The 26,812-nt window shown below is 57.7% G+C and carries 17 protein-coding genes and 2 tRNA genes; 10 read left to right on the top strand and 9 right to left on the bottom strand.

Annotation, left to right across the window (positions count from 1 at the left end; translation table 11 throughout):
* Positions 1-220: 220 nt before the first annotated feature.
* The 3 genes from DNI29_RS14100 to DNI29_RS14090 all read right to left on the bottom strand — a co-directional run bounded on the left by DNI29_RS14100 (position 221) and on the right by DNI29_RS14090 (position 3,876).
* Positions 221-1,510: a Glu/Leu/Phe/Val family dehydrogenase gene (locus DNI29_RS14100; protein WP_110978769.1), complete on the bottom strand. Its 1,290-nt coding sequence runs from the start codon at positions 1,508-1,510 to the stop codon at positions 221-223.
* Between the two features lie 340 nt (positions 1,511-1,850).
* Complete coding sequence (locus DNI29_RS14095) at positions 1,851-2,783, bottom strand: phosphatidate cytidylyltransferase (protein WP_123823250.1); 933 nt, start codon at positions 2,781-2,783, stop codon at positions 1,851-1,853.
* A 67-nt stretch (positions 2,784-2,850) separates the two neighbouring features.
* Complete coding sequence (locus DNI29_RS14090) at positions 2,851-3,876, bottom strand: CPBP family intramembrane glutamic endopeptidase (protein ID WP_123823249.1); 1,026 nt, start codon at positions 3,874-3,876, stop codon at positions 2,851-2,853.
* A 137-nt stretch (positions 3,877-4,013) separates the two neighbouring features.
* Between DNI29_RS14090 and dusB the strand changes: the two genes are divergently transcribed.
* Both dusB and DNI29_RS14080 read left to right on the top strand, forming a co-directional pair.
* A complete protein-coding gene (gene dusB / locus DNI29_RS14085; protein WP_110978766.1) occupies positions 4,014-5,003 on the top strand; it encodes a tRNA dihydrouridine synthase DusB in 990 nt (329 codons plus the stop codon).
* Positions 5,004-5,165: 162 nt separating this feature from the next.
* Positions 5,166-6,125 (top strand): DMT family transporter, encoded by a 960-nt coding sequence (locus DNI29_RS14080; RefSeq protein WP_110978765.1) that lies wholly within the window; start codon positions 5,166-5,168, stop codon positions 6,123-6,125.
* Positions 6,126-6,207: 82 nt separating this feature from the next.
* Here DNI29_RS14080 and proA read toward each other — a convergent pair whose 3' ends face one another.
* Positions 6,208-11,052, bottom strand: coding sequence for an anti-phage protein ProA (gene proA, locus DNI29_RS14075; protein WP_110978764.1), 4,845 nt, complete (start codon positions 11,050-11,052; stop codon positions 6,208-6,210).
* A gap of 155 nt (positions 11,053-11,207) precedes the next feature.
* Positions 11,208-12,986 (bottom strand): amino acid permease, encoded by a 1,779-nt coding sequence (locus DNI29_RS14070; RefSeq protein ID WP_238388096.1) that lies wholly within the window; start codon positions 12,984-12,986, stop codon positions 11,208-11,210.
* Positions 12,987-13,299: 313 nt separating this feature from the next.
* On the opposite strand from DNI29_RS14070, the gene DNI29_RS14065 reads away from it, so the two are divergent.
* Both DNI29_RS14065 and DNI29_RS14060 read left to right on the top strand, forming a co-directional pair.
* Positions 13,300-13,911 carry a carboxypeptidase-like regulatory domain-containing protein gene (locus DNI29_RS14065; RefSeq protein ID WP_162303613.1) on the top strand — a complete coding sequence of 204 codons (612 nt, stop codon included), beginning with the start codon at positions 13,300-13,302 and terminating at the stop codon, positions 13,909-13,911.
* 52 nt (positions 13,912-13,963) lie between these two features.
* A complete protein-coding gene (locus DNI29_RS14060) occupies positions 13,964-15,073 on the top strand; it encodes a lipocalin-like domain-containing protein (RefSeq protein WP_110978762.1) in 1,110 nt (369 codons plus the stop codon).
* A 1-nt stretch (position 15,074) separates the two neighbouring features.
* Here the strand turns inward: DNI29_RS14060 and DNI29_RS14055 are convergent, their stop codons facing one another.
* Positions 15,075-16,295: an ATP-binding protein gene (locus tag DNI29_RS14055; RefSeq protein WP_110978761.1), complete on the bottom strand. Its 1,221-nt coding sequence runs from the start codon at positions 16,293-16,295 to the stop codon at positions 15,075-15,077.
* A gap of 243 nt (positions 16,296-16,538) precedes the next feature.
* On the opposite strand from DNI29_RS14055, the gene hemA reads away from it, so the two are divergent.
* Entirely contained in the window at positions 16,539-17,810 is a 1,272-nt protein-coding gene (gene hemA, locus DNI29_RS14050) for a glutamyl-tRNA reductase (RefSeq protein WP_110978760.1), read from the top strand.
* Positions 17,811-17,908: 98 nt separating this feature from the next.
* Here hemA and DNI29_RS14045 read toward each other — a convergent pair whose 3' ends face one another.
* A complete protein-coding gene (locus tag DNI29_RS14045) occupies positions 17,909-18,217 on the bottom strand; it encodes an ArsR/SmtB family transcription factor (protein ID WP_044003755.1) in 309 nt (102 codons plus the stop codon).
* A 332-nt stretch (positions 18,218-18,549) separates the two neighbouring features.
* On the opposite strand from DNI29_RS14045, the gene DNI29_RS14040 reads away from it, so the two are divergent.
* Both DNI29_RS14040 and DNI29_RS14035 read left to right on the top strand, forming a co-directional pair.
* Complete coding sequence (locus DNI29_RS14040) at positions 18,550-19,779, top strand: Glu/Leu/Phe/Val dehydrogenase dimerization domain-containing protein (RefSeq protein ID WP_110978759.1); 1,230 nt, start codon at positions 18,550-18,552, stop codon at positions 19,777-19,779.
* Positions 19,780-19,893: 114 nt separating this feature from the next.
* The gene (locus DNI29_RS14035; protein WP_123823248.1) at positions 19,894-21,039 is read left to right on the top strand and encodes a mechanosensitive ion channel family protein; all 1,146 of its coding nucleotides are present in this window, start codon (positions 19,894-19,896) and stop codon (positions 21,037-21,039) included.
* A gap of 93 nt (positions 21,040-21,132) precedes the next feature.
* Here the strand turns inward: DNI29_RS14035 and DNI29_RS14030 are convergent, their stop codons facing one another.
* Together DNI29_RS14030 and DNI29_RS14025 are read right to left on the bottom strand one after the other, a co-directional pair.
* The gene (locus DNI29_RS14030) at positions 21,133-22,032 is read right to left on the bottom strand and encodes a TerB family tellurite resistance protein (protein ID WP_110978757.1); all 900 of its coding nucleotides are present in this window, start codon (positions 22,030-22,032) and stop codon (positions 21,133-21,135) included.
* A 179-nt stretch (positions 22,033-22,211) separates the two neighbouring features.
* Complete coding sequence (locus tag DNI29_RS14025; RefSeq protein ID WP_123823247.1) at positions 22,212-24,701, bottom strand: AsmA-like C-terminal region-containing protein; 2,490 nt, start codon at positions 24,699-24,701, stop codon at positions 22,212-22,214.
* Positions 24,702-24,892: 191 nt separating this feature from the next.
* Between DNI29_RS14025 and DNI29_RS14020 the strand changes: the two genes are divergently transcribed.
* The 3 genes from DNI29_RS14020 to DNI29_RS14010 all read left to right on the top strand — a co-directional run bounded on the left by DNI29_RS14020 (position 24,893) and on the right by DNI29_RS14010 (position 26,810).
* A tRNA-Val gene (locus DNI29_RS14020) sits at positions 24,893-24,967 on the top strand.
* Between the two features lie 25 nt (positions 24,968-24,992).
* Positions 24,993-25,067 (top strand) — tRNA-Val (locus DNI29_RS14015).
* 132 nt (positions 25,068-25,199) lie between these two features.
* Complete coding sequence (locus tag DNI29_RS14010) at positions 25,200-26,810, top strand: hypothetical protein (protein ID WP_110978755.1); 1,611 nt, start codon at positions 25,200-25,202, stop codon at positions 26,808-26,810.
* Positions 26,811-26,812 lie beyond the last annotated feature (2 nt).

The raw sequence follows: 26,812 nt of genomic DNA, 5'->3' as shown, positions 1-26,812 counted from the left end.
CGCTCTTTCCTAAAAAATAATGTAGTTCCCAACTGCCCAGATCAGGCAAACTGCCGGCTAAACTACACAAAGATAGCCCGAGCCACCGGCCCGGGCTATCGAAAGCAAATATAATGAGGAGTTAGGAGACAGAAACTAGCTCCTGCCTAACCCAGCCTATTCAACCAATTGCGGCCGGAAAAAATAGCGCAATCAGTTCAGTCGGTGATAATCCGTGATCCTAGAAGCCGCCGCGGAACTTGTAGGTCTGGGCTACTTTATCAATAGCAACTACGTAGGCGGCAATACGCATCGGGATGTTATACTTCTGAGAGGTAGCGTACACTTTCTCGAAAGCTTCCGTCATGATGCGGTCGGCGCGCTCAGTCACCATGTCCTCGCTCCATTTGAAGCCCTGGCGGTTCTGCACCCACTCGAAGTACGATACCGTTACCCCACCAGAGTTGGCCAGGATATCGGGCACCACCATAATGCCCTTCTCGTTGATAATAGGGTCAGCGGAAGCCGACGTGGGGCCGTTAGCACCTTCCACAATCAGCTTGGCCTTGATTTCATGAGCGTTATGTTCGGTAATTACGTCCTCCACGGCGGCGGGCACCAGCAGGTCCACGTCGGCGAGTAGCAGGTCGTTGGCGTCGCTCATGAGGGTAGCGCCGGTGAAGCCATCGAGGCGGCCTTTGTGCGCATTCTTATAAGCTACGGCTTCATCGATGTTGATGCCGTTTTCGTTCCAGTAAGCACCGCTCACGTCGGACACGCCTTTGATTTTTACGCCCTTCTCGCTGAGCAGCTTGGCGGCCCAGGAGCCCACGTTGCCGAAGCCTTGCACGGCCGCCGAGGTCTGCGTAGGGTCCATGCCCAGCTTCTTCATGGCAGCCAGCGCCGATACCATCACACCGCGGCCGGTAGCCTCGGTGCGGCCCAACGAGCCACCCATTACCAGGGGCTTGCCCGTTACTACGGCCGGCGAGGTAGCGCCTACCGTCTTGCTGAACTCGTCCATGAGCCAAGCCATTTCGCGGGGGCCAGTACCCATGTCGGGAGCCGGAATGTCGCGGTCGGGGCCGAACACGTCCTTCATGGCCAGGGTGTAGCCACGGGTCAGGCGCTCAATTTCGCCGGCGCTCATAGTGGTCGGGTCGCAGATGATACCGCCCTTGGCACCGCCGTAGGGAATATCTACCACGGCGCACTTCCAGGTCATCCAGGCAGCCAGGGCCTTCACCTCGTCGAGGTGAACATTTTTATCGTAGCGAATACCGCCCTTCGAAGGCCCCAGAATGGTGTTGTGCACCACGCGGTAGCCCTCAAATACGCGCACCTTGCCGTTGTCCATCGTCACGGGAATGTGCACGATGATTTGTTTGTCGGGCGCCTTCAGGACGTCGTAGGTTTCATCATCAAGCCCCAGGATTTCGGTTGCCACGTTGAAACGCGACATCATAGATTCCAGGGGGTTTTCGGCATCAACGCGAGGAGCCGGTTCTTTGTACACCGTGGTGGCAGCCATACGGGTAAGGAGTTGGGTGGGTGAGAATGAATATTTGGCGACCTTAAGTGGTGGGAGCCAATAAAGCCGCGCGCAGGGAAATTTGGGTGGTCAAAGGTAGTAGGTTTATGCCATACGCAGCCTACCCCCACGAGGGTGTGCAAACCGCCTTACGAGCCTACTATCTGGGTTTATAATGCAAGCCAAAAACTGCTGTAAAACTTGCTAGCATCAAGCCCAGATTTTGCCGACGTTTATAAAATCTGCCGGTATTATTTCTGTCATAAAAAAAGCCAGGCGACTCTTGACAAGAGGTTGCCTGGCTTTTTGTGAATACATACAGCAAGGAGCCAGCGGCTGCCTACCCCATCAGGAGCTGCAAAAGTGCCAGCACGGGCAGAATAAACAGAAAAGCATCAAACCGATCCAGCAGCCCCCCATGGCCTGGCATGATGCGGCCGGAATCTTTCACATCGACACTACGCTTGAGCATGGATTCGGCTAAGTCGCCGAGTGGGCCGAATACGGCTACTACTCCAGCTACCACCAAGCGGTAAGTCAGGGGGAGTTCAGGCAGCAAGTAGCCCAGAGCCCAACCCATACCGAGTGTTAGCAGGAAGCCCCCAATAGCGCCCTCCCAGGTTTTGCCGGGAGAGATTTTTGGGGCCAGCTTGTGCTTACCGAGGGTTTTGCCCGCCGCGTACGCCCCAATATCCGAGGACCACACCAGCAGCAGCAGCGCGAAGATGCGGCGGTAGTCGTAGCCTTGCGGCGTGAAGGCCAGCACGTTCAGCAAACTCATCGGCAGACTCACATAAAGCAACCCCAGCAAGGCCACGCCTACGTTGGAGAAGGGCGAAAACTGCTGGTTCTCCCGTGGCCACGCCGCCATTTCGCGCAGAATGAGGATAATAGGTAGAAGTACTACTAAAGCAGTAGTTGCTACTGATAGTATTGTTCCATAACCTCGAAAGTCTAATGCATCAAGCTTGGTGGCGCCTTCTATCCGCATTAGAAAAAAAGTAAAAAACAAGACGAAACTCAATCCGCCACCCAGCAGTGCCGCTGGCTTGTAGCCTACCTCGCGCATCATGCGGTAAAATTCCCAGAGCATGCGCATCTGTACTACCCCAAAAAACAGCGCAAACGTCCAGGCGCTGTACCACACGCTACCCAGCAACAACACGGCCCCAATAACGCCGAATATGAGGCGCTGAGACAGGTTCGACATGGGCGGCTTACCGGCCGGCGGCTCGGTAGTGGTGGGTACAGCGGGGGCGGGAGAGGACGACACGAATGGGAGAGAATTAGGGGAGAGTTAAAGCAAAGGGCAGAGGTAGGAAAGCCCCGATTCAGCGGGGTTACTCGGCGCGGGTGGTGTCTACCCCGTCGTGGCTGAGGGTGCGGGCAACGGGAGGAGCAGCATTGGGGTGCCGAACAGCTACGCCCGCGCCACCCAGGGTGCGGAGCTGGGTAGGCAACTCATGGGCGCTTGGCTGCTGCATCTGGCGGTACAGCTGCCACAGAATAGCCGCGCAGATTGCCATAGAGCCCAGCACCAGATACCAAGGCAGAATTTCCGTCGAGTCAGGGTCGTACTCAGAAGCCGTCCACTGGTGCTGAGCATTATATAGCAAAACCAACTGGAAAGCATTCTGGGCAAAGTGGGCGGCCATAGGTACCACAATGTTGCCGCTCCACTCATACAGGTAGCCGAGTACTAGGCCCAATACAAAACGAGGCACGAAACCCAGAAACTGAAAGTGAATAGCGCTGAAGATGGCAGCAGCCAGCCAGATACCAGCGTGCCGACCAGCCCACTGCACTAGGTTGCGCTGCAGTACTCCGCGGAAAAAAAGCTCTTCGCTCACGGCCGGCACAACGGCCATTACCACTACCCCTATTACAAAGCGCAGGGGCGAGGAAAAATTGGTCAGCACCTTCAACGTTTCCTTGGCCTGCTCTTCTTTCATGAGCATCCATTCGGGCAAATCCCAGCTGGCATTCCAGGAAAGCAGCACCGACATAGCTGGCAAGCTTACAATTATCAGCAGCCCTGCTAGCAATGGCCAGCTAATTGGCACCGGACGCCGCGGCATAAAGTAGTCAGCCACTTTGTTGCCTGTGAGGGCGGCCAATGCCATAGCAGCTCCACCAAGTCCTCCTAGCAGCAGCACACCTTGGCTTAGCATAGAAACACCCCAGCCATTAGGGTAATCAGCCGGGTGCTGCGTGACGTTGCCCATTTCCTGCATTCCTACCCCAAAAAACAGGTAATTGAATACCATCACCAAGAAGCTGGTAATACAGAAGCAGGCCAACAGCAACACGAGCAGTAACCCCAAATTAGCCAGAGGATGCAACCGGCTGGAGACGAAACCTTTCATGGGGAATTTGTGCTTAGAGCGTAGGATTTGGTGCTTAGCTGCTATTTCTGCGGACACAAGGCCCAGGTGCCAGGCACCTGCCACTTCCGACTAAGGACTAAGTCGTAAATTTGCGCAAAATACTAGAATAGACTGCCGTGGTACACATCCGCAACATTGCCTTGCCCGATTTCCCTTTGCTGCTCGCGCCCATGGAGGACGTGTCGGACCCACCGTTCCGGGCCGTGTGCAAGCAGGGTGGGGCTGATTTGATGTACACCGAGTTTATTTCCTCGGAAGGCCTGATTCGGGCCGCCGCCAAGAGCCGGCAGAAGCTCGACGTGTTCGACTATGAGCGGCCCATCGGCATTCAGCTGTTTGGCTCCGATGTAGAGACGATGGGCGAGTGCGCCCGCATCAGCACTGAAGCTGGCCCCGACCTCATCGACATCAACTACGGTTGCCCCGTGAAGCAGGTAGCCTGCCGCGGCGCCGGCGCTGCCTTGCTGCGCGACATTCCTAAGATGGTGGAAATGACCTCTGCCGTGGTAAAAGCCACCCACCTGCCTGTAACGGTAAAAACCCGCCTGGGCTGGGACGACTCAACCAAGAATGTGGAGGATGTAGCTGAGCGCCTGCAGGATATTGGTATCGAGGCCCTCACGGTACACGGCCGCACCCGCGTGCAGATGTACAAGGGCGAGGCTGACTGGGAGCTGATTGGCCGCATCAAGAATAACCCGCGCATCAAAATCCCCATCTTCGGCAACGGCGACATCGATTCGCCCCAGAAGGCCGTGGAGTACCAAAACCGCTACGGCGTGGACGGCGTGATGATTGGCCGCGCCGCCATTGGCTACCCCTGGATTTTCCGGGAAGTGAAACACTACGCCGCCACCGGTCAGCTCTTGGCCCCGCCTACCGTGGAAGAGCGGGTACAGGCCTGCCGCATGCACTTTGAGAAAAGCCTGGAGTGGAAAGGCCCCCGCGCTGGCATCTTTGAGATGCGCCGCCACTACGCCCAGTATTTCCGCGGCCTGGAAGGTGCCCGCCAATGGCGCACCCGCCTCGTGGAAAGCAACGACCCGGCGGAAATCCACGCCATTATGGACGAAATCATTGCGGCCGAGCCGGTGCTGGTGGCCTAGCGTTTCTTCGGACCGTCATGCGGAACCTAATCGACGCATCTACCCCTCTGGCTAACCGAAAGGCCTAGCGATGAGGTAAAAGATGTCGGCGGTGTTTCGCATGACGGTTTTTTCGTGGGGTGTTCATCCCTCGTTCTATTCTCCCTCCTTACTTTTCCCCTCATGCCCACCGCTCCTGCCCCGGCTGTAACGGCTGCTCCCGAAACAACGCCGGTGGCCTCGCCCCCACCCCACCGTACACCAGCCTCGGCCTGGGTGCTATTGGTTACGCTGGCTACTATTTGGGGCACCTCCTTTATCCTGATGAAGAAGGGTTTGGTGGTATTTTCGGCCTTGGAGTTGGGCGCTACTCGGGTGAGCGTGGCGGCGCTGTTGCTATTACCTTTTGCGCTTCGGCACATTGGCAGGGTAGAGCGCAGCCGGTTTAAGTGGCTGGTGCTGAGCGGGGTAGTTGGCACCCTGATTCCGGCCTTCTTGTTTGCTTACGCCGAAACCCGTTTGGCCTCCGGACTGGCGGGGGTGCTCAATGCCCTCACGGCTGTATTTACCTTGGTAGTAGGCGCTGCCCTGTTTGGGCAGAAGCTGACGGGCCTGCGGGTGCTGGGCATCGGCCTCGGCTTAGCGGGCACGGTGGTATTGATGTTACTCGGCGGCAGCGGCGGCGATGCTACCCCCTCGGGGGAGAGTAATGCCTGGTACGGCCTGTACATCGTGCTGGCTACGCTAGGGTATGGCGTAAGCGTAAACGTGATTAAGCACCACCTGCACGGCATTCCTTCCCTTGCCGTAACGGGGCTGCTACTGCTGTTTATTGGTGGTCCGGCGCTGGCCTACCTGCTGCTGGGCACGGAGTTCTTACACAAGCTTGCTACTGTGCCCGGCGCCTGGAAAGCCTTCGGCTACATTGCCCTGCTGGCCACCATGAGCACCGCCGTGGCGATGGTGTTATTCAACAAGCTTATTCAAAGCTCCACAGCATTATTTGCCGCTTCTAATACGTATCTGGTGCCCATTATGGCGCTGGGTTGGGGCTTATTAGATGGAGAACAGTTTAACCTCTGGCACCTGCTAGGCATGCTCATTATCCTGGTCAGCGTCGCCATTATTCACCGGGCAAAGTGATTTAGGGTGAATAGGTAGAAAGCACGTCATCCTAAGAAAATTCATGCAGAGAGTTGAGCAGAGGGCGCCGGGCTGTTCTGGATCAGACTGGCCGAAGGATGCCGTTTACTTCGGCTACCTCTCCTTTTTCCAGCAACCCGGCTAGTACGGGCTCCAGTTGCTGACGCATTTCCTCTGATAGGCGACTAAAGCCAAGCAGGCGGACGGTGGGCAGAAACACGGCTTCGCGGGGTAAGGCAAAGCTCTGTTCTACTACGGTGCGGAGGGCTCGGGCTAACTCTTCGGGGGCTACGAAGGCCAGTTTGCGGGAAATGGCAGGCAGTTGGCTTCGGTCGCGGAGGGGCGGTTGCTGCATGGTGATGTCCCAGAGGAAGTCGCCTTGCTGGCGCAGGTGGCGCAGGTTAGCGGCCAACAGCGCTGCGTCGCGGCCGGCTTTCCGCATGCGCGCCCCTACTTGGGTGGCCCCGCTGGCCTGGGCCAGGCGGCGCGTAGCTTCGTCGAGGTGAATGGGGCTTTCAATGCGTACTATCTGGGTAAGCCAGTTCGCCAACTGGCCTAGGCTGTGCTGGTGCAGTTCGCGGTGACCTACGGCAGCGGGCAGTTGCGCTACCTGGTAAGGCTCGGTTAAAGCTTGGTCGGCCGCAGACAACTCTTCGCGCTCAATATCACTGGTTTCCAACACTACCTCAGGTTCCACCGGCTCGTTGGGGTCGTCATGGGTGGTTTGGAGGCAGGCTTTTTCAATTGCCTGCACCACACGTTCGGTTTCGCGCTGGGGGTCGCGCAGCCAGTCGGTACTCCAGATGCGGTGCAGGCGCCAACCCACGGCTTCCAGCACCTGCTGACGCAGCCGGTCCCGGTCTCGGGCCGAGCGGGCGGAGTGGTACATGGCTCCGTCGCACTCAATACCCAGCACATAGCGGCCGGGCTGGTCAGGGTCTACTACTGCCAAATCAATGTAAAAGCCCTGACTGCCAATTTGGGGGCGCACCTGATAGCCGCGGGCCGTGAGGGCACGGTATACAGCCTCCTCAAACGACGAATCCATGGCGCGGCCCGTTTCTTCGTTTTGGTTCAGGCGGCCGTGCTGAGCAAAGTTCAGGAAGGTTTTGAGTGCTGCCACGCCCTTGGCGCGGGTGCGGTTGAGGTCCAGATCATCGGCGGTGAGGTTAGTGAACACTTCGCAGCGCTGCTTGGCTCTGGTAATGAGCACGTTCAGGCGCCGCTCGCCTCCTTCGCCATTTAGCGGCCCGAAGCTCATGGTGAGGTAGCCATCCTTGGTGCGGCCGTAGCCCACGCTGATCAGAATGACGTCGCGCTCATCGCCTTGCACGTTTTCGAGGTTCTTGATAAAGAATGGCTCGTGAGGATGGCGGTTGAAAAACGATTCGGTTTCGGGGTGCTGGCGCCGCAGCTTCTCCAGCGTGTCCTGAATGGCTTGGCGCTGGGCCGTGCTGAATGCCACTACCCCCAGCGTGAGGCGCGGAGTGGTGCGGGCGTGGTGCAGTACGGCTTCGGCCACGTATTGAGCTTCCAGCGGATTGGTGCGGGTAGTACCTCGCTCATAGTAGGTTCCGGGCAGGTGGTGGTACACCAGCCCCAATTGCCCCTGCCCGCCGGGGCTAGGAAAAATCACCAGCTTGTCTTCGTAAAACAAGTGATTGGAAGCGGCAATCAGGCTTTGGTGCAAGCTGCGGTAGTGCCAGCGCAACATCCGCTCAGGCATCTGGCGGGCTTTGCATAGTTCCAGAATGCTCTGAATATCGGCCGTCACGTTCTCCTCGTCGGCCTCCTCGCCACTCCCGGTCAGGGAATCGAAGAACGAGGTAGGCGGTAGCTGCTTGGAGTCGCCAACTACCACCAACTGCTTGCCCCGTACAATGGCCCCCAGCGCATCCACGGGCTTGACCTGCGAGGCCTCATCAAACACTACTAAATCGAACTCCACGGCGCCCGGGGGCAGGTAGCTAGCTACCGACAGCGGCGACATCATAAACACCGGCTTGATAGCCTGCACCGCCTGGCCGGCTTGCTGCATGAGCTTGCGCAGAGGCAAGTGTCGGGTCTTTTTGGCGAACTCATTGCGCAACAACAGCATCTGGCCGCCGGCCTGTGGGTGCGGTAGGCCCTCGTGATGCTGACGTAGGGCCCGGATGCGGTTGTGGTAGAGCGAGTCTTGGTCGGCTTGGCGGAAGCGGGCGGCCATTTCTTCGTGGCTGGCCCGCTCGAACTGCCGCAGGGCCGGGTACTGCTCATAGGCTTGGCGCTGCAGAAACTCCAGCCAGCTCTGGCGCACGGCGGCGGCCAGCAGGTGCGAGGCGGCGGGCCAGCTTTCAGCCAAGAGTAGCAGCTCCGGCAGTTGCTCGGCCTGTGCGGCGGCCGCTACATTGTTCCAATCCGTAATCAGGCGAAGGGCAGGTAAGTCGGCGGCCCAGGCGGCCAGGGTACCTTGCTGGGCATCGAAGGGCTGGAACTGCAGCCGTCCGGCCGGTCCGAAACGGCGCGCTTCGTTGAGTTGCAGGGCATCGGCTACGGCTTGCACGGCAGCACGGTGCCGGGCCAGGGCAGTTTCCAGATTCGCCAGGGGTAGGGAGATGGCGCCAGGGTTGGTTTCGTGCTGCAGATAGCTGAGCAAGGCGGCAGGTAGCTCCCCGCGCGCAATCCGCTGATGGGTAAGGGTTAAGTATTCTTGAATTTTGAGCAGCGTAGGCCAGTCGGAGCGCTCCGCCTGCCAGCCTGTTCCGAACAACTGGTGGCCTAGGCTATTTCCTTCGGCCACAGTTTTGGCATGGCGGGCTGCTTCGTGAATAGCATCCACCACCGCAATTAGCCCTCCCGACTCTTTGGGCAAAGGACCGCGCCAAAGGCTTTGCAGGCGTTTCCGGGCGCGGCGGTAGTCGCCGTTGAGGAAGTTCCACCACTTGTCGCCGACGGATAGCAAGGTAGCCCGCTCCGCCAGAAGCTGCTGGCCCCAGGCCTCGGGCAGCAGGGTTGCCTCGTGCTGCTGGCGCAACGTGTTGTAGGCTCGTCCGGCTTTCAGTATTTCCTGGATGCGCCCTGTCTGCTGATGCCAGGCCGTATCAACTATGGTTGCCCCGAGCAGCGGTGGCGCCAGCTGGGCGTGGCGGGCGGCAGGCAAGAGCTGCTCCGCGGCTGTGCGTTCCGTGGGCACTGGTAAACCCAACAGTTGGCCTAGAACGCGGCTGGCTTCCTGCAAACCCGCTATGGCTGCTTGCGCCCCAGCCAGTTGAACTGCCAGCGCCGCTTGGTCGGCGGGCAGCAGTACTGTCAGCTCGCTACCCCAAAACAGCAGGTCCTTGGGCGCGCCGATTTTCTGGAGGGTGGCCTGCAGACGGGTAGCCAGAGCTTCGGCGTTAGCAGCAGTGGCATCCGTCCAGGTGGATAGGGTAGGGAAGGCAATGCGCGGTAGCTCCGTGGAGCCGCGCTCCTCGGCTAGGAGCAATAATTCTCCGGCTACCTGCTGCGCGGTGCGGCGGCTACGCCCGATGGGTGCATTCACGGCTAGGGCGTAATCGTTGAGCGCTTGGCGGTAACGCGGCAGCTGAGCCATCTGGTCTTCTACATTAGCTACGGCAGTGGGCCGACCCAAGGCTAAAGTGGCTTTCAACTCATCGTGAAGGGCTCTTTTGTTGGTTTTGTGGCTGTGCAGCTCCAGGCAGGCGGCGCCCAGACCTAGGCTGTCGAGGCGGCGCTTTACTACTTCCAAGGCGGCCATTTTCTCGGCCACAAACAGCACCTTCTTCCCTGCCCCAATGGCTTCGGCTAGCAGGTTGGCAATAGTCTGCGACTTACCGGTGCCGGGGGGACCCTGCACTACCAGGTTGCGGCCTTCCTGCACCGCCAGTAGGGCCAGCAGTTGAGAACTGTCGGCATCGAGGACTTGGTGTAGCTCGTGGGCAGTGCTTTCAGTATCGAGGAAAGCTGTGTCGCTCACGGTGGGTGGTGCATTGCGGAAGCCGGTGTCGCCCAGTAGGGCCTGCAGGGCGGAGTGGTCGAGGAGAGTAGCATCGCTAGGCCAGGTGGCGGGGTCCAGGTCGCGGTAGAGCAAGAATTTCCCGAAGGAGAAAAAGCCCAGTGCAATCCGGTTGTCTTCAACCTGCCAGCGCGGCAGTCCTCGCACGGCTTCGGCCACGGCCGAGAGGTAGGCGGCCACCCCGGTTTCTTCGTCCCACTCTGGTAAGCTCAGCCCGAAGCTGGCTTTCAACTTGGCTTGCAGGGATAAGTTGGCTTCCACTTCGGCTCCGGTATGGCGCAACTTGAACCGCTCGGTGGCAGTGCCGCGTTCCAGCAGCACAGGCACCAGCACGAGCGGCGCGTAGCGGGGCTCCTCGCTGCTGGCAGCCTCATACCAGGTCAGCATGCCTAGGGCCAGGTACAAGATATTCACGCCTTGCTCTTCCAGGCTGGTGCGGGCAGTGTAATAGGTATTTAGTAGGCGGCTTTCCAGTTTGTCTACTGGTTCGTCGGTTTGCAGTTTGGTGTCGGTGAGTTGGGCGGCCCGCTCTGCTTCTGTGAGCTCCGCCGGGGTAGGAACCGGCTTCTGGGCAGCCTCATAGTATTCATCCCGACGGGCCTGAGCCTCAGCAGCACCCAGGTTCAGATTATCGGCTTCCAGGTGTGCAAAGCCACTCATAAACTGCACTGATTCAGGAGCCTTTATGACCTTTTTGGAGCCGGGCGCCCCCTGCAGATACATGGTTTTGCCCTGCCGTACCAGCACCTCATACACTGCCCCCGACTCTTCCCGCACTACTAGCACGCCCCGCGCCGGTGAGGGGCGAAAATTGAGCAGTGGGTTGCGCAAGCCTAGATCCAGCAGTTCCTGGCGGGAAGCCTCAAGGCGGGCAGCAAGGGAAGGTATGGCTTGCGGTGAGGTACCAGCAGAAACCGGGGAATCTGAATGCATAAAAGTTGCCGAGCAGAAAGTATAGCGAGCGGGTACTCAAGTTACAGCCGTAGGCTTTGCCGACCAATTACGCCCTACCCCTGCCTTTACGCCAAACGCCCCAGCTACTTGCTCAGCAACCGGGGCGTTTGGTATAGAATAAAACGACTTGCAGACTACGCTCGGCGCTGGCCGTTCGGCAGAACTTTCAGCCCCAGCTTACTGTGCTTGAAGCCGTAGTTGAAGTACAAAGCCAGCCCGATAATCAGCCAGCCAAAGAACAGCAGCCAGTTGTTGATGCCCAACTGAGTCATGAGGTAGAGGTTAGTGAGCAGGCCCAGCACCGGCAGCAGCGAGAGGCGCTTACGGAACGACAGCCACGCCAAGCCTAAGCAGAACAGGAAGAATACCAGCATCGGGATGTAGTGGCGGGCTTCCTCGTAACCGCTGCCCAGCGCCTGCTGAAACTCCTGAATGCCCGCTTGGTTGTACAAAAACAGCAGCACCGCACCCGCCAGCAATACCAACGGCACCAGAAACTGCCCGTTGATATAGGGCACCTTAAAGCGGGCATCTGATTGGCCGTGGGGGTCAATAATGAGGATGCCGCCGCACACCAGCGCAAACGCAAACAAGGTCCCGATAGAAGTCAGGTCAATCACCAAGTCCATGTTCAGCAACATGGCCGGTACTCCCACGAAGAAGCCGGTAACGATAGTGCTGAACGAGGGCGTGTGGAACTTGGGATGCACCCGCGAGAAAACGGGGGGTAGTAGTCCATCGCGGCTCATGGTCATCCAGATGCGGGGCTGCCCGATCTGAAACACCAGCAGCACCGAGGCCATGGCCAACACCGCCGATACGGCTACCACGCCGCCCAGCCACTTCACGCCTACTTTGTTGAACACGTAGGCCAGCGGGTCACCCACAGCCAGCTCTTTGTAGTTCACCATGCCCGTGAGTACCAGCGTAATAATCACATAGAGAATTGTGCAGATAATCAGGGCGTAGATCATAGCCCGAGGGAGGTCGCGCTGGGGGTTTTTGCATTCCTCGGCCGTAGTAGAAATAGCATCGAAACCGATGTAGGCGAAGAACACAGCCGACACGCCTTTAAGCACGCCGCCAATGCCGTTTGGGGCGAAGGGGCTCCAGTTTTCGGGCTGTACGTAGAAGGCTCCTACCAGAATTACCACGGCCACTACCACCAGTTTCAAGGCTACCAGCAGGTTAGAAGCGTTTTTCGATTCCTTGATGCCCACATACACCAGCGCCGTAATGGCCAGAGTGATCAGGCCGGCGGGCAGGTCTAGCACGAGGCGCAGGCCACCCGGTAGCTCCGGGGCAGCACTCCAGGCTCGGTAGCCTTCCAGCTGGGCCGCCGAGGCTTCGGCTAAGGGCTTGCCAGCCTGCATCAGCTCTAGTACCTCGTTATAATGCTTATGAGCACTTTGCATGCCCATGGTAAGCCAGATGGGCACATTGACCCCTACCCCCTGTAAAAGCCCCGTAAAGTAGTCGGACCACGATATGGCTACCACAATGTTGCCCACGGCATACTCCATAATGAGTGCCCACCCGATAATCCAGGCGGCTAGCTCCCCAAAAGAGGCGTAGGCGTACGTATAGGCTGAACCTGAAACCGGAATGGTAGCAGCAAACTGCGCGTAGCACAGCGCCGAGAAGGCGCAGGCAATAGCTGTAAACACGAACAGCAACGATACGGCCGGACCACCATCGTGAGAGGCATTGCCGATGGTGCTGAAGATGCCGGCCCCAATGACGGCTGCAATGCCCAGCGAAGTCAGGTCGCGGACGGTGAGGTGGCGGGCCAGTCCGCCCGTATCGCCGGGTCCGTGGCCCTCGGCATCGGCAGGCGGATTATGTAAAATATCAGTCAGGCTTTTGCGGCGAAACAGGCCGCTCAGGCGCGAGGGCGGAAGAGGCGTAGACAATGCAGTAGTGAGAGGTTAAGAGGGGCAAAAGATACAGAATAATGCGTGGGGCTGCACGCTGTAGCACAGGATGGCTTTTTCGAGCCTGATACACAACCAGGCCGCCCCTACTCCTTTCATGAAAGAATTTCAGCCACACGGTGTGGAATATGACGCCATGCAGCATCAGCATAGCAAATCATTATCCTTCGCTATGCCTCGCCCTACCCTCTCCGTACCCCATCCCTGCCACGAAAGCTGGACCGCTATGACTCCCGCCGCTCAAGGTCGGCACTGCGCCGCTTGTGATAAGGTGGTCATAGATTTTACCCGTATGACAGACGCAGAGATTGTGACTTTCCTAAGTCAATCAACGGGAAAGAGTTGTGGGCGCTTTCGGCGGGAGCAGTTGAACCGACCGCTGGTTGAACAGGCAGATATATGGCGCACGCGTTGGCTGGCGCTGGTCACGCTGCTAGGTTTTGGTGTTGCAGTAACCTCTCCGGCCCAGGCGCAGCAGTTACCTGAACCAGCCATTCTTCCTCAGGCTGTCACCGTCGGTATGGTAGCTACCCGGCCAACGGCACCACCCCCTTCAGTTTCAGAACCGCTGCTGACCATACGCGGGGTTGTAGCAGAAACGGGAAGTCAACAACCTCTACCCGGCGTAACAGTACTCGTGAAGGGCACTCCTATCGGCACATCCTCGGCTAGTGATGGCACCTTTGAGCTGCAGGTACCAGCTGGCCAATCAACTGTATTACTTGTCAGCAGCATTGGCTATGAAACTCAGGAGCTGACTTTGCGGCCCACTGCACACCAATCCATGGTAAGTGTTATGCTTACTATGCAACCAGATGTGAAAGGGGAGTTTATTGGCACTGCCCTACCCTGGTACACCCCGCGCAGCTTATGGTGGCGCCTCACGCGGCCCTTCCGACGGTAGTAAAACGCAGCCGTAGCAAACCTTTCGGCCCCGAAAAGCCTTATTCCGAGGTATGAAGAATTTGCTGCTCGCTACCCTTGCCCTTCTGCTTGCTACCTCCGGTTGCGCCCTGAAACCCACTAATAAGCACGACGTTTTTCAGGAGCGGGCTCAGCTACCGCAGGAAGAAGCTCCGCATAAGCAAAACTCCCTGGAGTGGTGGTATTTCACGGGCCACCTGCGCGACAAAGCTACGAGCGAGCAATTTGGGGTGGAGTATGTGTTCTTCCACTTCAACGTAACGGGTAAGAAGGACTGGCAAATGGTCAACTTCGCCCTTACTGATCCGCAGCAAAAGCAGTTTCGCTACGATTATAAGGTGGAGCGCCTACCCCAGTTGCTGGCCCCAACCCTGCCGCTGAACCTGAGCATGCAAAAGCAGGCCCAGCGCTGGACACTCACCGGCCAGGAAGGCAGCTACCACTTGCAGGCCCGCATGACCGCGCACACCGGCCACGCCATCGACCTGCAAACAACGCCCGCTAAACCCGTACTGCTCCACGGCGGCACGGGCTACGAGCAATATGGCCCCACGGCCAAGGCAGGCTACTACAGCTACCCCCGCATGACGACTACTGGAACCATTGAAATCAATGGCAAGAAGCGACAGGTAGAGGGCGAATTATGGTATGACCGGCAGTGGAACTGCAACAGCGTAATGGCCAAGGACCTAGGCTGGGACTGGTTCAGCATTCAACTCGATGAGCCGCGCGAGGAAATCATGGCCTATCAGCTCTACAACAAAGTTACGGGCGAGGGCATTGGGGGTGGCTCTCACTACGGCACCCAGGCTCAGAATACTCACCTCGACCAAAAGGATTTTCAGCTGGAAACCCTGGCGTATTGGACCAGCCCGCACTCCAAGCTGCGCTACCCCAACAAGTGGCGCCTGCGCATTCCCAGCCAAGGCTACGACCTTACCATTACACCCGTAATGCAGGACCAGGAGCTAACCCTGAAGCTGTTTGCCGGCATCCGGATGCACTACTGGGAAGGCATGTGCCGGGTAGAAGGCACCCACCACGGCAAGCCTGTGAAGGGCAACAGCTACGTGGAAATTACCAACCGCTCGGAGGTGAAGAAAGTACGGGAGGTGGCAGACGAAGTGACGGCCAAGGAATAGCCTACCCGTTCAGCAGAATCCGGAAGGTAGTACCGCGCCCTACCTCGCTCCACTTCACGAAGAGGCGGCCGCGGTGGTAGTTCTCGATGATACGCTTTGCCAGGGCCAGGCCCAGACCCCACCCGCGCTTTTTGGTAGTGTAGCCGGGTAGGAATACACTTTCCAGCTTGGTTTTCGGGATGCCTTTGCCGGTGTCGGTAATATCAATGGCAATCTGGCCTTTGTTACGGACGGGGCGGCGCAAGTGAATGGTGATGCTGCCACGGCCATCCATAGCATCCACGGCGTTCTTGCAGATGTTCTCAATTACCCAGTCGAAAAGCGGGATGTTGATTTGAGCCGGCGTATCCAGGGGGAGGTCCGTCTTCACTTCAAAGCTGACTTTCCGCGACACCCGGCTTTGCAGGTAACTGATGGCATTGGTTGTGACGCGGTAGATGTTCTCGTCGTTGAGTACGGGCACGGAACCGATGTTGCTGAACCGCTCCGTAATAATTTCCAGCCGCCGAATATCCTTGCCCAGCTCTTCCACAATGGGCTCGCCCCTAAACCGCTCCGACTCCCGCAGGTAAGCCTGCCAGCCTACCAGGCTGCTGAGTGGCGTACCCAATTGGTGGGCCGTTTCCTTGGCCAGGCCCACCCACACCCGGTTCTGCTCGGCACGCCTTGAGTAGCTGAACGCGAAGTAGGCAATAACCGCCAGGCACCCAATAATAGCAAGCTGCACCAGGGGGTAGTAGCGCAGTTGTGTCAGGAGCGACGACTCCTTGTAATAGATAAAGTTGCGCACCCCGCCCCCGATTTCAATAACAATGGGCGTGTGCTGCTCCTTCATCTTCAGCATTTCCTGCTGCAGAAACGTTACCCGTGCGGTTTCGCTCAGGCCTTTCGGCACGGGCAGGTTCTGGGCGTCGAGAGGGTAGCCGCTGTCATCGGCCCAAATTACCGGAATAGTGGTATTGGCCTCGATAATCTCATCGTAGAGAAACGACACGTTCGACTCTTCCTCGGTATTGATGAGGTAGCGCTGGGTTTTGGCGTACAAGTCAATCTGCTTTTGCTCCCGCTCCGAGAGCTGCTGCACCAGCAGGTTGGTGTAAATAACCGTAGCTGCCCCAATCAATAAGGCCACGCCCACAATAATGAGCTTGATGCGAGACTTTTGGTCGTAGATGGGGATGGGCAGCACGAGCGGAAACAGACGAATGGCAAGGTGCAGCATACGGCCCGCACCCCGGCGAAGATACGAGGGCCCGCAAAGGGTAGCACAACCGTAAGGCCGCGGCCACAACTCCGAGGAAATGATTTTCGTCAGGATAAACGAGAAGAAGTTTGCTTTAGCCTGTTTAAACCGGTGTTTTAACCTGATTCTGGGTCTGCCCGAACCTGTAGACCTTAGCAACTGTTTTCACGCTAGCAATTTGTACTGTATTTTTGCCTTCTGATTTTCGCACTAGCACAAGCTATGCTCCATCCATTTAAGGCCGTCAGTCTGTCATTCAAGAAAGCTCCCCTCGAAATTCGGGAGCTGATTGCTCTGGACGAAGCTGCGTGCCGCCGATTCCTGCACACCTTGCACCAAGAGCTGGGCCTTACCGACCTGCTCGTGCTAAGTACCTGCAACCGCACGGAAGTGTACTATTCCGCTGAGCGTGACCAGAGCCCCGCTATTATTGAGGCCCTGGGCCAGCTCAAGAACCTGCCGGAGGTAGCCGAGTACTTTCCTTACTTCGATATTCTCGATCAGCATTCCGACGCCGTACGCCACCTCTTCGAAGTAGCTATGGGCCTTGATGCCCAGGTAGTTGGCGACATGCAGATCAGCAACCAGGTAAAGCAGGCCTACCAGTGGTCGGCCGATGCCGATGCGGCTGGGCCGTTTCTGCACCGCCTGTTGCACACCATCTTCTTCACTAATAAGCGCGTACAGCAGGAAACCTCGTTTCGCGACGGGGCCGCCTCTACTTCCTACGCCGCGCTGGAGCTGGTAGAAGAACTGACGGCCGACGTAGCCAATCCGCGAGTACTGGTAGTGGGCCTAGGGGAGATTGGGGCAGATGTGTGCCGCCACTTCGGCGACAGTAAGCTGTTTCAGGACGTAACCATCTGCAACCGCACCCGCTCTAAGGCCGATGTACTGGCGGAAGAGTGTGGCCTTAAGGTTATCAACTTTGAGGACCTGGTGCCCGGCCTGAAGGATGCCGACGTTATTATCAGCAGCATCTCCCGCGAAGACCCGTTCTTCACCCGCGACATGGTAGAGCACCTGGACGTGCTGAGCTACAAGTTCTTTATCGACCTCTCGGTACCCCGTAGCATTGCTACCGATGTGGAACAGGTGCCCGGCGTGCTGGTATACAACATCGACGCCATCCATAGCAAGGCTTCCGCCGCGCTGGAGCGCCGCCTGGCCGCTGTGCCTCAGGTGCGGGCCATCATCGAGGAAAGCATAGTTGGCCTTCAGGACTGGACCAAGGAAATGATGGTGTCGCCTACCATCCAGAAGCTCAAGAACGCCCTGGAGCAAATCCGCCTAGAAGAGATGGACCGCTTCCAGAAAAAGATGAGCCCTGAGGAAGCCAAGCGCATGGACGACATTACTCGCTCCCTGATGCAGAAGATTCTGAAACAGCCTGTACTCCAACTGAAAGCCGCCTGCAAACGCGGTGAGGCCGACCAGCTTATCGACGTGCTGACCGACCTGTTCGACTTGGAGCGGCAGCCGGACGTAGCTTAGTCGAGGCTCCCTACCCCCCTTTTATACAAAAAGCCCTGCTGGTGTCGCCAGCAGGGCTTTTTGCTTTACGTACCGTTGGCATCTCCGAAGCCCGGCGCTTACATGGTGTCGCAGCAATCCTCTAAGGAATCGATGACGTCCAGCAGTTTAGGGATGGAGAGGGAGTAGTAAATTTTGGTACCGACTTTGAACGAGGACAGGATGCCGCGGTCTTTGAGGGTGATGAGGTGCTGGGAGGCAATGGCCTGGGGCAAATCGAGGGAGCGGTAGATTTCCGTAACGGTCATCTTCTCCTCTTTACCCAATAGATCGACGATGGCTAGGCGCTTGGGGTGAGCCAGCACCTTCAGCATGGCAGCCGCCTTATCTACTTTTTTGGACTCTACTCTTGAAAGCAATGGTTTCATATGTCGTTGCAACGGTGGTACCGGGAGAAAGCATGCAGGAATATGGCTAATACGATATTCTGAGTCTGCATAGTTCCTTTTAACGCACCCTGAGCGGAAAAAATTTACGAATCCGGGAATATTGTACACTTCCTACCCTTAACGCAACGAATAACCCAAAGGCTGAGCTTACCATAATACAATCTGTTTCTCAGGCAGTTATTCACGTTTGCCTTTTCATCATCCTTCAGGCCTATTTCCTGCCCATCTCAAATGCTTCAGGTGTGGTGAGCAGACGAGCTGCGTACCTTTGCGTCCGAACATTCCATCCCACCCTATCTGCCTGACTGCTGATGAAAGACCTGCTGGCCACCTTTGAAAATAAGCGTCCCGAAATCGTTTTTGAATGGAAAGACTCCGAAACCGAAGCCGAGGGCTGGGTAGTCATTAACTCCTTGCGCGGCGGGGCAGCCGGTGGCGGCACCCGCATGCGCAAAGGCTTGGACAAGCGCGAGGTAGAAAGCTTGGCCAAAACCATGGAAGTGAAGTTCACCGTGTCGGGGCCGGCTATTGGTGGGGCTAAATCAGGCATCAACTTCGACCCTCAGGATCCGCGCAAACGCGGCGTGCTGGAGCGCTGGTACCGGGCCGTTATTCCGCTGCTGAAAAACTACTACGGTACCGGAGGCGACCTGAACGTGGACGAAATTCACGATGTAATTCCGATTACCGAAGACTACGGCCTCTGGCACCCCCAGGAAGGCATCGTGAACGGCCACTACCGCGCCACTGAGCCTCAGAAGATTCAGAAGCTGGGCCAACTGCGCCAGGGCGTGGTAAAAGTGCTGGAAGACGCCAGCTTCTCGCCCGACCTGAGCCGCAAATACACCGTAGCCGACCTGATTACGGGTTACGGGGTAGCCGAAGCTGTGCGCCATTACTATGAGCTGTGGGGCAGCCGCTCGGTGGCCGGCAAGCGCGCCATTATTCAGGGCTGGGGCAACGTAGGTGCGGCTGCGGCCTATTACCTTGCCACTCAGGGTGCTCGCATCACTGGCATTATCGACCGGGCCGGGGGCCTGATCAAAGAGGACGGCTTCTCGCTGGAGGAAATCCGGACGCTGTTCCTGGAGCGCGACGGTAACGCTCTGGCCGCCGATAATCTGTTGTCGTTCGAGGAGGTAAACCAGCGCATCTGGAGCAGCGGTGCTGAAATCTTTATTCCGGCGGCTGCTTCTCGGTTGGTGTCGCGGGGGCAAGTAGAGCAACTGGTAGCCGGAGGCCTGGAAGTTATTTCCTGTGGCGCCAACGTGCCCTTCCAGGACCCCGAAATCTTCTTCGGCCCGACCGGTGAGTTTGCCGATGCTCACACCAGCGTCATCCCCGATTTCATTGCCAACTGCGGTATGGCCCGGGTATTTGCCTACCTCATGGAATCCAACGCCGAAATTACCGACCAGGCCATCTTCCAGGACACTTCAAAAATAATTCGGGCGGCGCTGGAGCGCACCCGCCACCAGGGCGAAGCTACCACTGGCATTGCCCAGAAGTCGTTTGAAATGGCGCTGCGGCAGTTAGTATAAGTAGGAAATACAGGAAAGGTGATAAGGTGGGAAATGTAGTTGCTCTGACAACAGCTCCCACTTTGTCACCTTTCTTCATTCCTATTGTCCGGCCACCTTCTGCATATTTCCTTCATGAGTCTTCAAGAAATCCTTCAGTACCGTTTCCTGGGCAACAACGTAGGGGCTTACCTGACGTGCCTGGGTATTCTGCTGTTCGGCTACGCGTTTAAAACACTGCTGTCCCGGCTACTGTCGAAGCTGGTATTCCGCTTTATTCGTAGGCGCACCGAGGGCGTCAGCGAGCTGCAGTTTCAGGCCCTGCTGATTCAGCCCGTATCGGTGGTTATCTTTTTGTTCACGGCCTATTTTGCCTTTCAGGTGCTGGACTACCCCGTGCGCAGCGCCGATATCACCCGCAATGAACCTTGGCCACAGGTAGCGCTGTTTCGCCTGTTTCAGTTGGCGGTTATCTGGGGGGTAGGCTGGATATGGCTACGCATCATCGATTTTCTGGTGATGGTGTTTCAGCGCCGGGCCGAAGCTACCCCTTCCCGCCTCAACAATCAGCTGATTCCCTTCGCCAAAGACTTACTTAAGGTGCTGGTGCTCACGCTCACGTTTCTGGTGATGCTGAGCAAGGTGTTTGGGGTGAATGTGACGGCCCTGATTGGGGGTTTGGGCATTGGCGGTTTGGCCGTGGCCTTCGCTGCCAAGGAGAGCCTCGAAAACCTGATTGCCTCCTTCACCATTTTCCTCGACCGGCCCTTCGCCGTGGGCGATTTGGTAGAGGTAGGCGCCGTGACGGGCACCGTAGAGAAAGTAGGCTTCCGAAGCACCCGCCTCCGTACGGCCGAGAAAAGCTACGTGACGGTACCCAACAAGAGCATGATTGATAAGCCCCTTGATAACTTGTCGTTGCGTACAGCCCGGCGCGTTAGCTTTACGTTGGCCCTCAGCCACGCTACCACCAGTCAGCAGCTGCACCGTATTGTGGAGGAAGGCAAAAAAGCCCTGGAAGCCAATCCGCTCGTCACCAAAGAGGCGCAGATTCAGTTCGCCGCCCTCACGCCGGTAGCCAAGGAAGTAACGGTGCAGTACTTCGTGGAAACCACCAATTACGACGAATACCTGCAAGTGAAAGAAGAGCTGAACTACCGGCTGGTAGAAGTAGTAGAGCAAGCCGGCGGCTCCTTTGCCAGCACGGGCAATACCGTAGTACAGCTAACATCTGGCAGCCACCTCGATGGTTTGAATTCGGCTCCTACCCCCGTCGTGTAGCCAAAGCTCTTCTTAGCTTCTTTCCATACAAAAAGCCGACTACCCTGTGACAAGGTAGTCGGCTTTTTGTATGGGAATAGATAGCAGGAAGGCCTAGCGGCCGCCCAGCAGACCGCCGAGCAAGCCGCCCATGCCGCCGTTCATAAGGCCGCCTAGTCCGCCGCCGCCGGCACTGCGGGGCTGCATGTTGGGTTGTCCGCCTAAGCCACCTAGGATTGACATCAGGGAGCCGAGGCCGCCGCTACCAACGTGGGAGCCTTGCTGCGGGTAGTTGCCGTAGGAGCTTTGCTGGCCCCCGCCGCCCATCATACCACCCAGCAAACCACCACCCAGCAAACCGCCGAGCAGACCGCCCATACCGCTTTGAGCCGCGCCGCCCATCAGGCCGCCTAGGTTTCCGCCGCCCATTAGGCCACCGCCCCCGGCCATGCCAGCGCTGCCGCCGCGGTTCATCACTTTTGAAATAACCATGGGGGCTACTACCCCCAGCAAGCCGGCCATCAGGGCGCCTTTCGGAATGCCTACGCTGGAGAGCTTATCCCCAATGCCGCCCAAGAAGCCTTGTTTGGCTGGGTCGCTGGCATCGTGCGGAACGTGTGCGGCCTGGTCAACTACTTGCTCCAGAGCCTGGGTCTGCTGCTGGTTGATGCCTAAATACGCCGCAATTTTATTCACCATTTCTTCCTCCGTGTTGGAGTAGGCGCCATCGGCGCGGGCGAAGCTGATCAGGTCCGTTACCAAAGAAAAGCGCAGGTCGCTGGAGCGCAAGGTATCCAGGTTGGTCTTGATGCTTTCATTGGTGGCATCTTTGGCCGCAGCCAGAACCTGCTGGGTAGCGCCCCCGCTGAGGTTGGCTTGGTGGGCGAGTTGCTGCAGGAATTCTATTTCGGCGGCCGAGGCCTCGCGGTCGGCGGAGGCTAGGCTGGCTATTACGCTCAGGTAGGCGGCTTTTTCCTGGTCGGAGTAATTCTGCAGGAGTTGTGTATCGTTCATGACAGAGAGTAGATGGGTGGAAATAAACCAGCTACCTTAACGCAAGCTCTTCTGATAGGTTAGGGTTGCTGCCTCATCCGGCTATTTCTCGTTGCGTCTCCCCCATGCTCGTTCTTCCTACTGTCTTGCTCTGGCCCAAAGCCACCCAGGCTTAAGACGCCGTCTTGACCTGAACCCGACTAGAAATCAAAGTATTCTCCGGTTTGGGGCTGAGCTGGCTTCTTGACGGGCTTTTTTAGCTCGAAGCTAGGTTTGGCCACTGGTTTAGGGGTAGCAACTTTTCCGGCCTCGCTGGCAGCTCCGCCCCCTGGCTGACTGGTTCCAGCGGGTCGCGCCACTACCGGCCGATTTGGTGCTTCCCGCGGCGCCCGCTCGTACCGAATTGAAAAGTCCCGCTCGTTGCCCTGAATTGCCAGGCGTAGCATGGGCCCGTTAGCGCTGGCCAGGGCTTGGGGTAACAAACCGGGTAGCAACGGAATCCGAACATGATAGTCCATCTGCTGGTCAAACGTGTGGGTACCCGTCACCCGAATCAGGGAGGCAGCTTTTACGTTGGAGCGAATGTCCATTTCGGGCACGTACACCGTGCGGCTTTGCACGTAGATGCGGTTTTGCAGCTCCGCAAAGCGTAAATGGCGCAGAGTAGCCCGGCTGGCCAGAAAGCTCAGCTTCTGCATGGGCTCGAAGTTGAGCAGTTCCCCATTGCGCACGGTAGCGTGCACCTCCGCTTCCAGCTTGTCAGTAAGCGGAGTCAGGTGTTGGTCGAAGTAAGAGTCTACATCGGCAGTAGCAGTCAGGCGCCCGCGCAGGTGGCGCTGGGTAATAAACTGCTGACCAAAGTTTTCGAACACGTAAAACAGGCTATCTAGGGGCACCTGTTGGCAGCTTACTACCGTGCTGGCTTTCAGCAGCTGAGGCTGGCGGGCATCTACGGTTCCGCGCACACTGGCCTTGCCACCCGCCGCCAGCAGCGTCAGGTCCGGAGAGCTGAAAACCTGCCCCTGCAACCGTAGTTTGCCTCGTAGCTGGCGCCCGCGCAGCCTCCGGAAGCGCACCTGATCGGCTGTGGCCTGCACGTCTACTGCCAAATTAGCGGGTACCCGCAAGCCCGATGGTGCCTGATTAGCTGCCTTCGCGCCTACCCTACCCGCGGCAGGCTGATACGCATAGAGCAATTGGTTGAAATCAAGCAGATGACTGGCCACCACTGCCTCTAGCCGTAGCGGTTGCCCGGCCCGAAGAGCCCAACTGGTCACGTTGCGAAGCGTGCCCCACCCCCGGAAATCGGAGTTACCGAGCCTGCCGCTTAGGGCCGGCACCAGCACGTTGGTTCCCTGGAGCTGCAGCCGGCCCGTTAGGCCCGTAAAGGGCTGCCTGAAGTCGCGCAGCTGCAGGTATACATTCCGGAGCATCAGGTCGCCGCTAGCCTGATCGGGGGTAGGGTTGCCGCGCAGTTCCCGCACCAGGCCGTTGAGCTGCAGGCTTAGCACCGCACTGCCACGGGCCTCGCGAACGGCAGCCAGTGGAAAGAAACGCATAGCCCGCGCTACGTCCACATCGGCTTGGCACTTTAGCTGCAGGCGGGGGGTAGCAAAGTTCTCCAAGCGCAGCGTACCGCTAAAAGGCCGCCCGCTGAGCTGTCCCCGAACATTGTTCAGGCTTAGCACTGCCGTGCGGCCCGACTGCGTAGCCCCGTTGGTGAAGGAACCGGTCAGGCTTACTTGCTCAATGGCCTGCTGGTAGCGCGGATGAAAAAACGAAGCATCCTGACAGCCAAACCGTACGGCTACCTGTGGATTCCGCTGCCCAGATAGCTCGCCTCGCACTGTTCCGCCGAAATACACCTTGCCCCGGCTGCGGTACCCGGCTACTGGCCGCGTCAGGCGGGGCGGTAGCAGCGCCAACACCGACTGTACATCGGCCCCAGTTGCCTCGCAGCGCAGATCAAGCACGGCAACCCGCTGGTAGTTGATACTGCCGCTCACCGCATACGCCGCCGGCCCCACCCGAATTTCCGAGGGCTCAAGGGTAAGTTGCTGCCTGGCACGGTCTATTAACAAGTTGGTGCGCAGGGTGAGTTGCTTATCCCGAAAGTATTCATCTGAACCCAGCTGTAGGGTTTCGACCTGCGCTACCCCCTGGGCCGCAATGTGCAGTTGAGTATCGGTGATGGTGAGGGCCGCCTGCAGCTCTGGGGTCTGGAGGCGGAAGTGCTGCTGCCGGGCAGCATCTTCGTAGAGTACCCGCACCCGCTCCAGCTGAATCCCTTCCAGCTCCATCCCGAAAGGCTCATCCTCGGCATTCGTGGTAGTATCAAGCCGGAGTACGTGGTAGTTTCCTATCCCGTGGGCGTTGCGGCGCACCCGCACCTGCGCATCGGCCAAGGTAACGGCCCGGATGTGGTAGCGCCCAGCCAGCAGGTCCCAGGCATCGAAAGCGCAATACAAGCGCCGGGCGCGGGCCAGCTTTACAGTATCGGTGGGCTCCGAGCCGGACACCACTACGTCGTGCAGGGTCACGGACAAGCGCGGAAACTGGTCGAGCACGGACACCTCTAGCCGACTGGCCTGCACCGGCACCTGCAGGTACTGGTTTAGGGCCTGCACGAACATGGCAATAATTCGGTCCTGCCCTAACCACACTCCCGCTACCACGCTGCCGAGCAGCACGAGCAAGGTTAAAAAAGAATTTTTTAAAATTTTACTCACCGTCTTTACATCCCCGAAACTTCTGATTGGCAACTACTTTCCTATCCAACGCAGGCTTGCCAGCAAAATTTCTCAGCTCAAAGATGCTACAAAGTGTTGCGTATTCGAAAATGACCTCCCATATTTGCCATCCCAAACGGGATACGCCCAACGGGAGATTAGCTCAGCTGGTTCAGAGCATCTGCCTTACAAGCAGAGGGTCACTGGTTCGAACCCAGTATCTCCCACTTTTCTATTACGCATACCCCCCTCGGGAGATTAGCTCAGCTGGTTCAGAGCATCTGCCTTACAAGCAGAGGGTCACTGGTTCGAACCCAGTATCTCCCACAACTAAAGGACAGTCGGTAACGGCTGTCCTTTTTTGTTTTCACCCTATTCCAGCCTGCCTTGCTTGGGGAAGCTAGGCTTGGTTGGCTACTGTGGGGTAGCGATGTTTGTATTGCGGCTATATCTTCTATCATGACAACTTCGTCCCCCATTCGCTACGCCCCGCGCTGGGTTGCATGGGTCTTTTTTGGGCTACTACTGACCCTGGGTTGCAGCATATTCGCCGACTACGGCGTTTCCTGGGACGAACCCGCCGACCGCCGCAACGGGCTGGTAAATTTGCGCTTCCTGGCCGAACTCCTGGCGCCATCCTGGGCCGCCCGCCAGCCACTCTTACAACAGGCCCCACCTTTGTTCGGCTACACCGATAACGACCACGGCGTACTGTTTGAGATTCCTATGGCCCTGTACGATGTGCTTCGGCCTAGTACCGACGCCCGAAGCTATTATTTAGCACGGCATTTCTGTATTTTCCTTATCTGCTTCAGCGGTACTTGGGCACTGTACCGTATTGCGCTTCTTCGCTTCCGGAATGAGTATCTGGGCCTGCTCACGGCTGCACTATTGGTATTATCGCCGCGCCTATTTGCTGACTCGTTTTACAATGCCAAGGACCTCGTGTTTCTGGCTTTGTTTACAGTAGGCATCTACACGTTACTTCGGCTGCTGGCTCGCCCTACCCTTCTGCGCGCCATAGTACATGGGCTGGTCACGGCTGCCGTCATTGATGTACGCGTGCCTGGTGTATTGCTTATCCCGTTTACTTTCACGCTGCTGTTACTGCAAACCCCTGACCTGTCTACAAGCAGTGTTCGTCGACGGCTGATTAGCTTGGCAAGTGTGTATCTACTGACGTCGTTGGTAATAATGGTAGCCGGCTGGCCATATCTGTGGGCACACCCCCTGACACATTTCCGGACAGCTTTCGGCAGCATGAAGAGCTATTCCTTTATGGGCAATGTGCTGTACCTGGGTAAGCTGGAGCCGGCTCGGCATTTGCCATGGCACTACATTCCGGTATGGCTGCTGCTTACTACCCCAATAGCCTATTCCGTAGCAGCTATTGTAGGGGTAATGATGGTGGGTGCAACCCTAGCGCGCAAGCCGCTACAGATACTTCAGTCTTCTACCCTTCGGCTAGATGTGCTCTTTTCGGGGTGGTTTCTGCTGCCTATTATCTTAGTTATCTTCTTCAATTCTGCCCTCTACGATGGGTGGCGGCACCTCTATTTTGTTTATCCAGGGCTGCTGCTACTGGCGGTTCGGGGTGGCTGGGGCCTCTGGCAGTGGGGCCGCGGAAGAGGCATAGCGCACGCCGTGGTAGTGGCAGCAGTAGCAATGGCAGGGCTGGAAGGAATCTATACCGCAGCGCGAATGATAGCCATGCACCCGCATCAACAGGCCTTTTTTAGCTTTTTGCCCGCCCAACATGCAGAGAGGCTTTTCGAGCGTGACTACTGGGGCTTGTCGTTCCGGCAGGGCCTGGAGCAGTTGGTTCGGCATCAGCCAACCGGCCCGATTTACCTTGATACGCCTTCGCCTCCACCCTACGAAAACAACAAAATCTGGCTGAGGCCCGCCGATCAAAAACGTCTTATTATGGCAGCTCCAGCACCGGGCCACTACCACCTAAACGTTTACCGGACCGTGTCGCCGGAGGCGCATGACACAATACCGGGACAGGAAGCTCTGACTGTACGAGCGAACGGAATAAAGATTTTATCGGTGCTACGCCGACAATAGTA

This window comes from Hymenobacter sediminis (assembly GCF_003231285.1).
Taxonomy (GTDB): domain Bacteria; phylum Bacteroidota; class Bacteroidia; order Cytophagales; family Hymenobacteraceae; genus Hymenobacter; species Hymenobacter sediminis.
Note: the sequence above shows the minus strand (reverse complement) of the source record. Positions and strands in the feature narration are given on the sequence as shown.